The organism is Streptococcus sp. M143 (genome assembly GCF_000162495.1).
Classification (GTDB): Bacteria; Bacillota; Bacilli; order Lactobacillales; family Streptococcaceae; genus Streptococcus; species Streptococcus dentisani.
In genome coordinates this window covers 529,184-541,746 of record NZ_GG730097.1, presented here as the reverse complement: position 1 = coordinate 541,746, position 12,563 = coordinate 529,184, and the positions used below count along the sequence as shown (strand labels likewise).

Here is a 12,563-nt window from a genome sequence, read left to right as displayed (position 1 = left end):
GCCATGTTAGAATTACGAAACATCAACAAGGCCTTTGGTGGCAAACAAATCTTAACTAATTTCAGCCTATCAATTCCTGAAAAGCAAATCCTGGCAATCGTAGGTCCATCAGGAGGCGGAAAAACAACCTTATTACGTATGTTAGCTGGACTGGAAACTATTGATTCTGGAGAAATCTACTATAACGGTGAATCTCTAGCTTTAGACGAACTAGAAAAACGCAACCTACTAGGATTTGTCTTCCAAGATTTTCAACTTTTCCCTCATTTATCAGTTCTGGACAATTTGACCCTATCGCCTGTGAAAACTATGGGAATGAAGCAGGAAGAGGCTGAGAAGAAGGCGCGTGGACTCTTGGAACAGTTAGGACTAGCAGGGCACGCAGATGCTTATCCCTTCTCACTATCAGGTGGGCAAAAGCAGCGGGTGGCTTTGGCGCGTGCTATGATGATTGACCCAGAAATCATTGGTTACGATGAACCAACTTCTGCCTTGGATCCAGAATTACGCTTGGAAGTGGAAAAACTGATTTTGCAAAATAGGGAACTTGGGATGACGCAAATTGTGGTTACCCACGATTTACAATTCGCTGAAAATATTGCAGATGTATTATTAAAAGTAGAGCCTAAATAGGAGGAAAAATGATGAAAAAATTGATGCTTGTATTAGTCAGTCTAATGGCTGCTTTGTTCTTAGTAGCTTGTGGGAAAAATTCTAGTGAAACTAGTGGAGATAATTGGTCTAAGTACGAGTCTAACAAGTCTATTACTATTGGATTTGATAGTACTTTTGTTCCAATGGGATTTGCTCAGAAAGATGGTTCCTATGCAGGATTTGATATTGATTTAGCTACAGCTGTTTTTGAAAAATACGGAATTACGGTAAATTGGCAACCGATTGATTGGGATTTGAAAGAAGCTGAATTGACAAAAGGAACGATTGATCTGATTTGGAATGGCTATTCCGCTACAGACGAACGTCGTGAAAAGGTAGCATTCAGTAACTCATATATGAAGAATGAGCAGGTATTGGTTACTAAGAAATCGTCAGGTATCACGACTGCAAAAGATATGACTGGAAAGACTTTGGGAGCTCAAGCTGGTTCATCTGGTTATGCGGACTTTGAAGGAAATCCAGCGATTTTGAAGGATATTGTCGCTAATAATGAAGCGAATCAGTACCAAACTTTTAATGAAGCCTTGATTGATTTGAAAAACGATCGAATTGACGGCCTATTGATTGATCGTGTCTATGCAAACTATTATTTAGAAGCAGAAGGCATTTTAAATGATTATAATGTCTTTACAGTTGGACTAGAAACAGAAGCTTTTGCAGTTGGAGCACGTAAGGAAGATACAACTCTGGTTAATAAGATAAATGAAGGATTTTCTAGTCTTTACAAGAATGGTAAGTTCCAAGAAATTAGTCAAAAATGGTTTGGAGAAGATGTAGCCACCAGTCAAGTTAAAAATCAAGAATAAGAAAAAGAGATTGAGTTAACCTCAGTCTCTTTTAGTCTTAAAAATCCTCTGGAAAGTACCAGAGGATAAGAGTTTATTTCATTGTTGGGAAGAGCAATACGTCACGGATAGTGGTTGTATCAGTGAGGAGCATGCAGAGACGGTCGATACCGATACCCAAACCACCTGTTGGTGGCATACCGTATTCAAGAGCCTCAATGTAGTCGTAGTCGATACCTGTTGCTTCATCGTCCCCAAGCTCTTTAGCTTTAGCTTGAGCTTCAAAACGGCTAAGTTGGTCGATTGGGTCGTTCAACTCGGTAAAGGCATTACCATATTCCTTGGTCATAATGAAGAGCTCGAAACGGTCAGTAAAGCGTTCGTCTTCAGGATTTTTCTTAGCGAGCGGTGAGACAGCTACTGGATGTCCATAGACAAAGGTTGGTTGGATTAAAGTTTCTTCGACAAATTCTTCAAAGAAAGCGTTGATGATGTGACCAACTTCAGTATAGTGTTTCTCAACTGGAACTTTCTTCTCAGCAGCGATAGCTTTTGCTTCTTCGAAAGTCATATCTTGCCAGAAGTCAACACCAGTAATTTCCTTAATAGCATCCACCATATGAACACGTTTAAACGGTTCATTGATCTTAATTTCAGTTCCTTGATAGTTTACTGGGCCATCACCTTTGACTGATTTAGCAGCATGTTGGATAATACCTTCCGTCAAGTCCATGATATCTTGGAAGTCTGCATAAGCTTGATAAACTTCGATAGAAGTGAATTCAGGGTTGTGAGTGGCGTCCATTCCTTCGTTACGGAAGATACGGCCAATTTCATAGACACGTTCCATACCACCAACGATAAGACGTTTTAAGTGAAGCTCAGTTGCGATACGAAGTACCATGTCAATGTTTTGGGCATTGTGGTGAGTGATAAATGGACGGGCAGCAGCACCACCGGCTTCATTATGAAGGACAGGTGTTTCCACTTCAAGGAATCCTTTTTGATCAAGGTAACGACGGATTTCAGAGATGATTTTTGAACGAGTGACAAAGCGCTCAAAGCTTTCACGATTCGAAATCAAGTCAAGGTAACGTTTACGGTAAATTGTTTCAACATCAGTCAAACCGTGGAATTTCTCTGGAAGCGGGCGAAGTGCTTTAGACAAGTGAGTGATGTGAGTTGCCTTGATAGAAAGTTCTCCCATATCGGTGCGCATAACCTCACCTTCGACACCGAGGAAGTCACCAAGATCAGCTTTTTTGAAGATTTCATAGTTTTCTTCACCAACTTCGTCTTTACGAACGTAGATTTGGATTTGACCTTCACGGTCTTGGAGATGGGCGAAGCCGACTTTCCCTTTACCACGTTTAGTAACTAAACGTCCAGCAATTGTAGCAGTCTCGTTTAATTCGTGTAGTTGTTCTTTATCAAGTTCTGCAAATTTGTCTTTAAGTTCTTGAGAGTTAGCAGTACGTTCAAAACGTTTTCCGAAGGGATCGATTCCTTGTTCACGGAGCGCAGCCATTTTTTCACGGCGAACGATCTGCTGGTCATTTAGTTCTTCCATATGTTCTGTAGACATGGGTTCCTCCTAGTTTTACTCAAAATTTGATACGATGAGTCTTTTTTGCGATACTCCCATTTTATCATAAATAGTCAAGAAATTCACGGATATTCTTTGAAAACTAAAAAGAACTTGACCATTGGGATCAAGTTCCATTATTTTTCTTGATAGGAAGTGTCATTCCATCTTTCCAGAGTGAAGGTTTCAAAATCCTCAGTCTCCAAAATTGTAAGACTGGCATTGGCCAAGCCTCCATCTTTGCGAAGATGAGCCTCTTTATAGCCTAGAAGAGTACGTAGGCTAGCAGTGAGATTTGCACCATGACCGACGATTAGAATGTTTTCAGCCGGACTTCCTTTCAGAGATTTGATAAATTGAATAGTACGCTGAGTCGTAGAGTAGAGGGATTCCGCTTCAAACATCTTCGTATCAAACTGAGCGAGATTAGAGCGAAAGGCCTTGATTTGTCGTGGATAGATGGCATTGAGCGTAGCGATTTTTAAACCTTCAAGTTTTCCAAGTTGCCATTCGCGCAGGTCAGGAATGCTCTTTAAAGTACAAGGAGCCTGGAGTTGACTTTGGATAATTTCAGCAGACTTAATCGCTCTAGGTAAATCACTTGAATAAATCTTATCAAAAGGAATATCCTTAAGATACTGGCCAAGTTGTTTTAGGATATCAATAGACTCTGGAAGAAGGGGAGAGTCACCACTAGCACCTTGAAAACGTCCTTCAAGATTCCATAGAGTGCGGCCATGACGAACAAAATAGAGTTTCATTACTTACTTTCCTCCAAGATATCAGCAAAATCCGCTTTTACAAAGCTGGCCAAGTCTTGTGGCGCTACGATAATGCTGTGGCCAATTTCCCCAGCAGAGACAATCATTTGATCCAAGTCCAAAGCAGTCTGATCAATAAAAATTGGATAATTGTGTTTCTGACGAATACCGACAGGGTTGTTAGCTCCATGAACATAGCCTGTCGTTTTTTCCAAGTCCTTCTGTGGAATCATGCTCACCTTTTTATTGCCAGAAACCTTTGCTAGTTTTTTCTCGGCGAGGTGTTCCGTTATGGGAACAATTCCGATGATTGGTCCTGTCTTGTCACCCAGCAGAGCCAAGGTTTTAAAAATCTGTTTTCGGTCGTATTCAGGAGGAAGTTCTCCTTCAAGCGCATTGATTTGAATCCCTGTGTGCTCAATCCCTGCCTTGGTCAAGATCTGCTCGACCAAGGTTTTTTTAATCTTAACTTTCTTTGCCATTATTTATACTTATCCTCCAGCTGGCTCATCCAGATACCAAGCCAAATGCCAAGCGCAAAGAAGAAGGCGATGAGAACATAGCTCACAATAGAAAGTCCAGTGTATTGGATACTTTCAGCATTTCCAGCATTTGGAATCAAAATTAAGAGAGTGCTTGAAAGCACAATTCCGATAATAAAGTGATAGACACGAGAGTGGTAGTTGTTCAAGGCATGGTCCATCAATTTTGAAAAGATAATGAGAGTTGCTCCTGCACCAATGCCGATAGGAAGGAAGGTCCCGAATAAATCAAAGGTCTTAAAACCAGTCAGCATTGGAGCGTACAGTCCCAAAATCAAAAGTAGATTTGACGGACTTAAACCAGGCACCAAGACACCAAGAGCTAAAAGAACACCTGCCAAGATGAAGTTTGCAAAACTAGCACTGAGTGAACCTACAACAAAATTTAAAGCGTAGAGGCCAAATCCTGAAATGATAAAGGTAGTCCAGAACCAAACTAGGTCAATCTTATCACGATCAGATTCTCGAGTAGATTCTTTAAGGAGGCTAGGAACTGTACCGATGATAGCTCCAGCAAAGCTCCACAAAACATAGACTTGGTAATTTTCTAGCAAATACTCGATCGGATAGGAAAACAAACCAATCCCAAGCAACATCCCGATAGCTACTGGGATAAAGTAAAGGACATTCTCTTTAAAATCCTTAAAAGGATGAGCCAGAAAGCCAATCATTCTCTCGTAAATACCCAAAATAGCTGCTAAAACACCGCCAGAAATTCCCGGTAGGATAAATCCTAATGCGATGACGATTCCTTTAATAACTCGTGCAATCCATGAAAACATAATAAAATCCTCAATTTCATAAAATTCTTTCTCTATGCTATCAATTATAACACAGACAGGGAGAAAATGAAAAAACAAGTGAAAAAGTTTGTTATTTTCACTTGTCTTATGGTCTTAAAAATAGTTTTCTGAAGGTTTCTTCCTTCTCTTTAGCAGTAGAAATCAAATTGATGTCCAAATGATGTTCAAATCCTGCAATTCTTCCTTTAGATGTGTACTGGTGGAGATCGTAGTCCAGATCAGTATTTGGCTTCGTTTCAAAATAACCAGAGTCCGTTCCATAGGAAGGGATCCAAATAGCAGTGAACTTTTCTGTATTGATACTATGCTCTTGCATGAAGTAAACCCCAACGTAGATGCCGATGTTTTTAGCGCCGAGAGCTGCCAGTTTGGCGCGAAAGGCCTCAACACCTTCATTCATATCAGACATTGTTTTTTCTTCAACATCTAACCAGTAGTAGCTAGGATTGTAGGGAGAAGCAGCATTATAGAAAACTTCAGCAGCCTTCTCCATATCTTCTTTACTTTTTCCAGCTACATAGGCATAAACCCCCACAGGGACATTCCGTTTTTGGAATTCTGATATGTGATTTTTATAAGCTTTATCGACACCATTGATAAAGGCAGCATCATTTGCTTCAGTATGTTGAGCCCCATTGTGAACGCGAACAATAACACCAGAAATATTTTGAGATAAGGTGTCGTAGTTAATCTCCTCAGGTCTTTGCCAACCAGAGACGTCGATAATGGGTTTGTCAAGATTATGCAAGGCTTGTGTTTCAACTTGAAGAGCATTTGGCTTAGTTTTGATAGGATGATCCTCAAAACTTGGTTTGTTGAGGAGTAAAATCGCTATGAAAATTCCAAATAAACTAAAAATAATAGCTGGATGAATTTTTTTTCTCATACTTATTTAGTTTATCGTAAAATCTAAAAAAAATCAAAGGAAACAGTTTAGAAATGTAGACAAGTAGGGGAGATTTTCAGGAAAGCACCTGTTTGTTTGTTCTTTAAAAGTAAAATTATGGTATAATATAAGGGAATTTTTACAGAAAAGAGAATAGTATGTCAAATTATGCCATTATTTTAGCAGCGGGTAAGGGTACTCGCATGAAATCAGATCTTCCCAAAGTACTTCATAAAGTAGCAGGAATTTCGATGTTGGAACATGTTTTTCGCAGTGTTGGAGCTATTCAACCTGAAAAGACAGTTACCGTAGTGGGACACAAGGCTGAGTTAGTTGAGCAAGTCTTGGCTGGGCAGACAGACTTTGTTACCCAATCAGAACAACTAGGAACAGGGCATGCTGTCATGATGGCAGAGCCCATTCTCCAAAATCGTTCTGGACATACCTTAGTCATCGCTGGGGATACTCCTCTGATTACAGGTGAAAGCTTGAAAAATCTCTTGGATTTCCATATCAATCACAAAAATGTTGCGACGATTTTAACAGCTGAAGCAGCTGATCCTTTTGGATATGGTCGTATCGTCCGCAACGATAACGCTGAAGTTCTTCGGATTGTGGAGCAGAAAGATGCCACAGACTTTGAAAAGCAGATTAAGGAAATCAATACGGGAACTTATGTATTTGACAATGAACGTCTTTTTGAGGCTCTTAAAAACATCAACACCAACAATGCCCAAGGTGAGTACTATATTACTGACGTGATTGGTATTTTCCGTAATGCGGGTGAGAAGGTTGGCGCTTATACTCTCAAGGATTTTGATGAAAGTCTTGGGGTAAATGACCGTGTAGCTCTTGCGACTGCGGAAGCAGTGATGCGCCGCCGTATCAATCAAAAACATATGGTCAATGGTGTCAGCTTTGTTAATCCAGAAGCAACTTACATTGACATTGATGTTGAGATTGCTCCTGAAGTCCAAATTGAAGCCAACGTTACCTTGAAAGGTCAAACGAAGATTGGGGCGGAGACTATTTTAACAAATGGAACTTATATCGTGGATAGCACCATTGGATCTGGAGCCGTGATTACGAATTCCATGATTGAGGAAAGTTTGGTAGCAGACGGTGTAACTGTTGGTCCTTATGCCCATATCCGTCCGGGTTCAAGTCTTGGTACTCAAGTTCACATTGGAAACTTTGTTGAAGTAAAAGGATCTTCAATCGGTGAAAATACCAAGGCGGGTCATTTGACCTATATTGGAAACTGCGAAGTGGGTAGCCATGTTAACTTCGGTGCAGGAACTATTACAGTCAACTACGATGGCAAAAATAAATACAAAACTGTCATTGGCAACAATGTCTTTGTTGGCTCAAACTCAACTATTATTGCTCCTGTAGAACTTGGGGATAATTCTCTGGTTGGAGCGGGTTCAACCATTACCAAGAATGTTCCTGCTGATGCTATTGCTATCGGCCGTGGACGTCAGGTCAACAAAGATGAATATGCGACTCGCCTCCCTCATCATCCCAAGAATCAGTAGGAGTTTGTCATGGAATTTGAAGAAAAAACGATTAGTCGTAAGGAAATCTATCAAGGTCCTATTTTCAAACTAGTACAAGACCAGGTGGAACTACCAGAAGGAAAGGGGACTGCCCAACGTGACTTAATTTTTCACAATGGAGCTGTTTGTGTACTAGCTGTGACAGCTGAAGACGAAATCGTTCTTGTTAAGCAATACCGAAAGGCAATCGAGGCGGTTTCTTATGAGATTCCTGCTGGTAAACTAGAACTTGGTGAAAATGCTGATCCAATGGCAGCGGCACTTCGTGAATTGGAAGAAGAGGTTGCCTACACTGGTAAGTTAGAACTGTTGTACGATTTCTATTCTGCGATTGGATTTTGTAATGAAAAACTAAAACTCTACCTCGCTAGTGATTTGGTCAAGGTGGAAAATTCTCGCCCACAAGATGATGATGAAACTTTGGAAGTTTTAGAAGTAAGCCTAGAGGAAGCCAAGAACCTGATCCAGTCAGGTCATATCTGTGATGCCAAGACCATTATGGCGATCCAGTACTGGGAACTACAAAAGAAATAGAGGAGAAACCCATGGGAAAACCTTTATTAACAGATGAAATGATTGAACGTGCCAATCGTGGAGAGAAAATCTCAGGACCACCCCTTCAAGATGATGAGGAAACAAAAATCCTACCAACATCTTCACAACATTTTGGTTATTCACGTTCTAGAGACCACGGTTTTAGTCAAGATACACTTACAATCGAAGTAGAACCAACGATTCATAAGAGCCGTCGTATTGAGAACACCAAGAGAAATGTTTTTAATTCGAAACTCAATCGAATTCTATTTGCGGTAATTTTACTTTTGATTTTGCTAGTTTTGGCGATGAAACTCTTGTAATTGGAAAGGACATCAAATGAAAATTGGAATCATTGCAGCAATGCCAGAGGAACTCCTACACTTGACTCAGAATTTGGAAAAACCTAAAGAAGTCCAAGTCTTAGGAAATACTTACTACACTGGCTCTGTTGGCAACACAGAAGTCGTTCTAGTTCAGAGTGGGATTGGAAAGGTCATGTCGGCTATGAGTGTAGCAGTGTTAGCTGACCATTTTCAGGTAGAAGCTATCATCAATACAGGATCAGCAGGTGCTCTTGCTGAAGGGATTGCTGTTGGTGATGTCGTGATTGCGGATAAACTTGTCTATCATGATGTGGATGTGACTGCTTTTGGTTATGCTTATGGCCAAATGGCTGGTCAATCTCTTTACTTTGAATCTGACAAGAAGTTCATCGCTAGGATTCAAGAAAGTTTATCTCAAGTAGAACAGACCTGGCACCTAGGCTTGATTGCTACAGGGGACAGTTTTATAGCTGGAGAAGATAAGATTGCTAGTATCAAATCCCACTTTCCAGATGTTTTAGCAGTTGAAATGGAAGGGGCGGCCATTGCTCAAGCGGCTCAGGCTCTTGACCTACCTTTCCTCGTCATTCGTGCTATGAGTGACAATGCCAATCACGAAGCCTCTATCTCTTTTGATGAGTTTATTATCGAAGCTGGGCGTCGTTCGGCCCAAGTCTTACTAGCCTTTTTAAAGGCCTTGAATTAAGCGGAAATTTGACAGTTTATCTAGCTTATGATAAGATTTAAATAAAGAAAAGCTAGAAAACGTTTCAGAGGATATTATGAGTATTGAAATGACCGTCAGCGAGATTGCAGAGGTCTTAGGACTATCTCGTCAGGCAATCAACAATCGTGTCAAAGAACTTCCAGAAGAGGACACGAAAAAAAATGACAAAGGTGTAACAGTAGTTACTCGAAGTGGCTTGATTAAGCTAGAAGAAATCTACAAAAAAACGATTTTTGAAGATGAACCAGTCAGTGATGATGTCAAACAACGTGAACTGATGGAAATCTTGGTTGATGAGAAAAACGCTGAAATTCTTCGATTGTATGAGCAACTCAAGGCCAAAGACCAGCAGTTAGCAGAAAAAGATGAGCAGATGCGCATCAAAGATCGCCAGATTGCTGAAAAGGACAAACAGTTGGACCAACAGCAACAGTTGACTCTTCAAGCAATGAAGGATCAAGAAAGCTTGAAACTAGAGTTGGACCAAGCAAAAGAAGAAGTCCAAGCAACCAAAAAAGGCTTTTTTGCTCGCCTATTTGGAGGAAAATAAAGAAGCTGTTTGGGTTATTCACTAACCTGATGGCTTCTTTTATTATTTATAGTTTAAATTGAGGTAAATGATGGAAAAATTAAGAGACTATATCGCCTTTGACTTAGAATTCAATCAACACGAAGGGGTTACCCATTTAATTCAAGTATCAGCAGTTCGCTTTCAAGATGGACAAGAAAGCGCTGCTTTTGATTCTTATGTTCATACCAGCGTGCCTTTAAAGAGTTTTATCAATGGTTTGACAGGAATTACAGCTGAAACCTTGAAAGATGCGCCAAAAGTAGAAAAAGTTTTAAAAGACTTTCAGGCATTTGTTGGCGACTTACCTATCGTTGGTTACAATGCAGCTAAGAGTGATTTACCTATTCTCTTGGAGCATGGTATTGATTATCGTGACCAGTATAAGGTTGATTTATATGATGAGGCTTTTGAACGCCGTAGTTCCGACCTACACGGCATAGCAAATCTTAAATTACAAACTGTAGCTAATTTCTTAGGCTTTCATGGTAAGTCACATAATAGTTTAGAAGATGCCCGCATGACGGCGCGTGTTTATGAAGCCTTTTTGGAATCGGATGAAGGAAAACTACTGTTAGAAGAACAGAGTAATCTATCTATGAATCCCTTTGGCGGGTTAGACTTATCTCAATTTCTAGACTAGGAGTGCCTATGAAACCTGAAAAACCTAAAAAGCTAGGTTTTAGGAAAATTTACCTCAACCTAGATAAAGTTCTCTTCCTCTTTTTCTTAATTTTCATGATGGTGGAATATCTGTGGTTACCTCTCAATTCTTTTCTTGCTGGTCTTTTACTCAGCCAGACGGGCTATTTGTTTATTTCTTACAATAATATTTTTGCCATTATCACGAGTTCTCCTTTAATCAGTCTGGCCTTTCTCTTTTTGATAGCAATCAATCTTTTGGTAGCTTATTTTCAAATTTGCCTCCTCTTTATTGGGGCGCGTCACCTTCTCTACCACGAAAAGAGAACCTTAATTGAGTACAGTCGCAAAGTTTTCCAGCAAAGTTTTCTGTTCATGAAACGCTTGAGCTTCTGTAAGATGGCCTTTGTATTCTTCTACGTAGCCATGCTCTTTCCTTTCATCAGGAAAATTTTAAAAATTTATTACTTAAATAAAATCGTTATTCCAGACTTTATCGTGACTTACCTGGAAGACAAGCACTGGCTAGTAGGCTTGATGATTTTTGCATCTGCTTGGATTTTGCTCTATGTGTCTGTCCGACTCATGTTTGCCCTTCCGAAGATTCTCTTTGAAAAGAGGACTGTGAGAGAAGGAGTAAAATATAGCCTACAAAAGACAAAAAAACAAGTTCTCTTTTATGCTTGGAACTTGCTACTCATTATTATTAAAACCTATCTCTTTTTCTTCCTTCTCTTGACTCCCTTGCTAATAGGACAGATTGTAATTGACAATTTAACACAGAAAGAATCACTGATTCTTGGAGTTATCAACTTTGTCTTGATAAAAAACATCCACTATATGGCGTTGACCTATTTCCTTGTTAAGTTTGTCTCCTTTTTGACCGGTGAGGAACTGGAGATTATGCCAAGAAGAAAAAAAGACCATTTGATGAGATGGGGAGTTATGGGCTGCGCTAGTATCTTTTTTGCGCTGGAAGGTTATATCTATCTGGAAGCTCCTGTGACAAATACCCCTTTAGTCATTTCACATAGGGGTGTTTCAAATAAAAATGGTGTACAAAACACTGTTCAGTCTTTGGAAAAAACAGCGCAACTAAAACCAGATTTGATTGAAATGGATGTACAGGAGACCAAAGATGGTCAGTTTGTGATGATGCATGACGCCAATCTTAAGAACTTAGCAGGTATCAATGCCAGACCTCAAGACTTGACTTTGGAGGAGTTGACAGGGTTAGATATTTTTGAAAATGGCTATCGAACCAAAATATCTAGTTTTGATGACTATCTCAATCGCGCGAATGAACTTCATCAAAGATTGTTGATTGAAATCAAAACCAGTAAAAAAGACAGTCCACAAATGATGGAACGTTTTCTAGAGAAGTATGGACCGATTATTAAGCAGTATGGTCATCAGATGCAATCACTAGACTATCATGTGATTGACCAAGTTTTGAAATATGATTCGACTATTCCAGCTTATTTCATCTTGCCTTATAATAGTATTTTCCCAAAAACCAAGGCAACGGGCTATACTATGGAGTATTCAACATTGGATGAATATTTTGTTACTAAACTTTGGTATACAGAACAAAAGCTTTACGTATGGACCATCAATAGCTCTGACGCACTTGATAAATCGTTGCAGTTGTCAGTGGATGGGATGATTACAGATGACATGGAGATGCTACAGGAGACTTTAGCAGCAGCTCAGGAAGATCCAGAATACACCGATCTCCTTTTGAAAAAAGCTACGGAGTTCTTTAATTTCTAACAGAGAAAAAAAGGAGAAGTGAACCTTCCTCCTTTTTCTGTAGGTGATTAGAATGGTAATTTTCCAGCGAAAGCACCTAATTTTTTCTTAGTCGTTTCGTCGATTTGTTCTAGAGCAGCGTTGATGGCTTGAACGGTCATATCAGACAAGGTTTCTAGATCTTCTGGATCTACAACTGCTGGGTTAAAGTCAATGCTGACCACCTTTTTGGCTCCTGTTAAAGTTGCTTGGACAAGGTCTTGAGCAGATTTTCCAACAAATTGCATAGCAGCGAGTTCTGCTTGACTTTGTTCCATTTGTTTTTGAAGTTTTTGTGCTTGGCGCATCATGTTTTGCATGTTCATCATAGTGATTTACAGTTCCCTTTTTCTATTATTTTCTTTTTTATTTTATCAAT

Annotated in this window: 15 protein-coding genes; 9 read left to right on the top strand and 6 right to left on the bottom strand. The window is 39.7% G+C overall.

Annotated elements, in window-relative coordinates:
* Positions 1–3: 3 nt before the first annotated feature.
* A complete protein-coding gene (locus HMPREF0850_RS09265) occupies positions 4–633 on the top strand; it encodes an amino acid ABC transporter ATP-binding protein (protein WP_000891749.1) in 630 nt (209 codons plus the stop codon).
* An 11-nt stretch (positions 634–644) separates the two neighbouring features.
* Positions 645–1,481: an amino acid ABC transporter substrate-binding protein gene (locus HMPREF0850_RS09260; protein WP_009013999.1), complete on the top strand. Its 837-nt coding sequence runs from the start codon at positions 645–647 to the stop codon at positions 1,479–1,481.
* Positions 1,482–1,554: 73 nt separating this feature from the next.
* On the opposite strand, the gene lysS is transcribed toward HMPREF0850_RS09260, so the two are convergent.
* From lysS to HMPREF0850_RS09235, 5 genes are all read right to left on the bottom strand, one after another.
* On the bottom strand, positions 1,555–3,045 hold the full coding sequence (lysS, locus tag HMPREF0850_RS09255; protein WP_000102442.1) for a lysine--tRNA ligase: 1,491 nt from the start codon (positions 3,043–3,045) through the stop codon (positions 1,555–1,557).
* 137 nt (positions 3,046–3,182) lie between these two features.
* Positions 3,183–3,806 (bottom strand): histidine phosphatase family protein, encoded by a 624-nt coding sequence (locus tag HMPREF0850_RS09250; RefSeq protein WP_000780800.1) that lies wholly within the window; start codon positions 3,804–3,806, stop codon positions 3,183–3,185.
* Positions 3,806–4,288, bottom strand: coding sequence for an aminoacyl-tRNA deacylase (locus tag HMPREF0850_RS09245; RefSeq protein WP_001085911.1), 483 nt, complete (start codon positions 4,286–4,288; stop codon positions 3,806–3,808). Before HMPREF0850_RS09245 ends, HMPREF0850_RS09250 begins: the two co-directional genes overlap by 1 nt.
* Positions 4,288–5,130 carry a DUF368 domain-containing protein gene (locus HMPREF0850_RS09240; RefSeq protein WP_000493297.1) on the bottom strand — a complete coding sequence of 281 codons (843 nt, stop codon included), beginning with the start codon at positions 5,128–5,130 and terminating at the stop codon, positions 4,288–4,290. The genes HMPREF0850_RS09245 and HMPREF0850_RS09240 overlap by 1 nt, the downstream gene beginning before the upstream one ends.
* A gap of 106 nt (positions 5,131–5,236) precedes the next feature.
* Positions 5,237–6,037, bottom strand: coding sequence for a glycoside hydrolase family 25 protein (locus HMPREF0850_RS09235; protein ID WP_001227568.1), 801 nt, complete (start codon positions 6,035–6,037; stop codon positions 5,237–5,239).
* Between the two features lie 158 nt (positions 6,038–6,195).
* Between HMPREF0850_RS09235 and glmU the strand changes: the two genes are divergently transcribed.
* The 7 genes from glmU (at position 6,196) to HMPREF0850_RS09200 (ending at position 12,166) form a co-directional block, all read left to right on the top strand.
* A complete protein-coding gene (glmU, locus tag HMPREF0850_RS09230; RefSeq protein WP_000073752.1) occupies positions 6,196–7,575 on the top strand; it encodes a bifunctional UDP-N-acetylglucosamine diphosphorylase/glucosamine-1-phosphate N-acetyltransferase GlmU in 1,380 nt (459 codons plus the stop codon).
* Positions 7,576–7,584: 9 nt separating this feature from the next.
* On the top strand, positions 7,585–8,130 hold the full coding sequence (locus HMPREF0850_RS09225) for an NUDIX hydrolase (protein WP_000393791.1): 546 nt from the start codon (positions 7,585–7,587) through the stop codon (positions 8,128–8,130).
* An 11-nt stretch (positions 8,131–8,141) separates the two neighbouring features.
* The gene (macP, locus tag HMPREF0850_RS09220) at positions 8,142–8,453 is read left to right on the top strand and encodes a cell wall synthase accessory phosphoprotein MacP (protein WP_000517873.1); all 312 of its coding nucleotides are present in this window, start codon (positions 8,142–8,144) and stop codon (positions 8,451–8,453) included.
* 16 nt (positions 8,454–8,469) lie between these two features.
* The gene (locus HMPREF0850_RS09215; RefSeq protein ID WP_000689801.1) at positions 8,470–9,162 is read left to right on the top strand and encodes a 5'-methylthioadenosine/adenosylhomocysteine nucleosidase; all 693 of its coding nucleotides are present in this window, start codon (positions 8,470–8,472) and stop codon (positions 9,160–9,162) included.
* A 76-nt stretch (positions 9,163–9,238) separates the two neighbouring features.
* Complete coding sequence (gene rocS / locus HMPREF0850_RS09210; RefSeq protein WP_000021247.1) at positions 9,239–9,733, top strand: chromosome segregation protein RocS; 495 nt, start codon at positions 9,239–9,241, stop codon at positions 9,731–9,733.
* A gap of 70 nt (positions 9,734–9,803) precedes the next feature.
* Entirely contained in the window at positions 9,804–10,394 is a 591-nt protein-coding gene (locus tag HMPREF0850_RS09205; RefSeq protein WP_000413627.1) for a 3'-5' exonuclease, read from the top strand.
* Positions 10,395–10,402: 8 nt separating this feature from the next.
* Positions 10,403–12,166, top strand: coding sequence for a glycerophosphoryl diester phosphodiesterase membrane domain-containing protein (locus HMPREF0850_RS09200; protein WP_000801697.1), 1,764 nt, complete (start codon positions 10,403–10,405; stop codon positions 12,164–12,166).
* Positions 12,167–12,213: 47 nt separating this feature from the next.
* Here HMPREF0850_RS09200 and HMPREF0850_RS09195 read toward each other — a convergent pair whose 3' ends face one another.
* Positions 12,214–12,513, bottom strand: a complete 300-nt coding sequence (locus HMPREF0850_RS09195; RefSeq protein WP_009013996.1) for a YbaB/EbfC family nucleoid-associated protein — start codon at positions 12,511–12,513, stop codon at positions 12,214–12,216.
* Between the last annotated feature and the right edge of the window lie 50 nt (positions 12,514–12,563).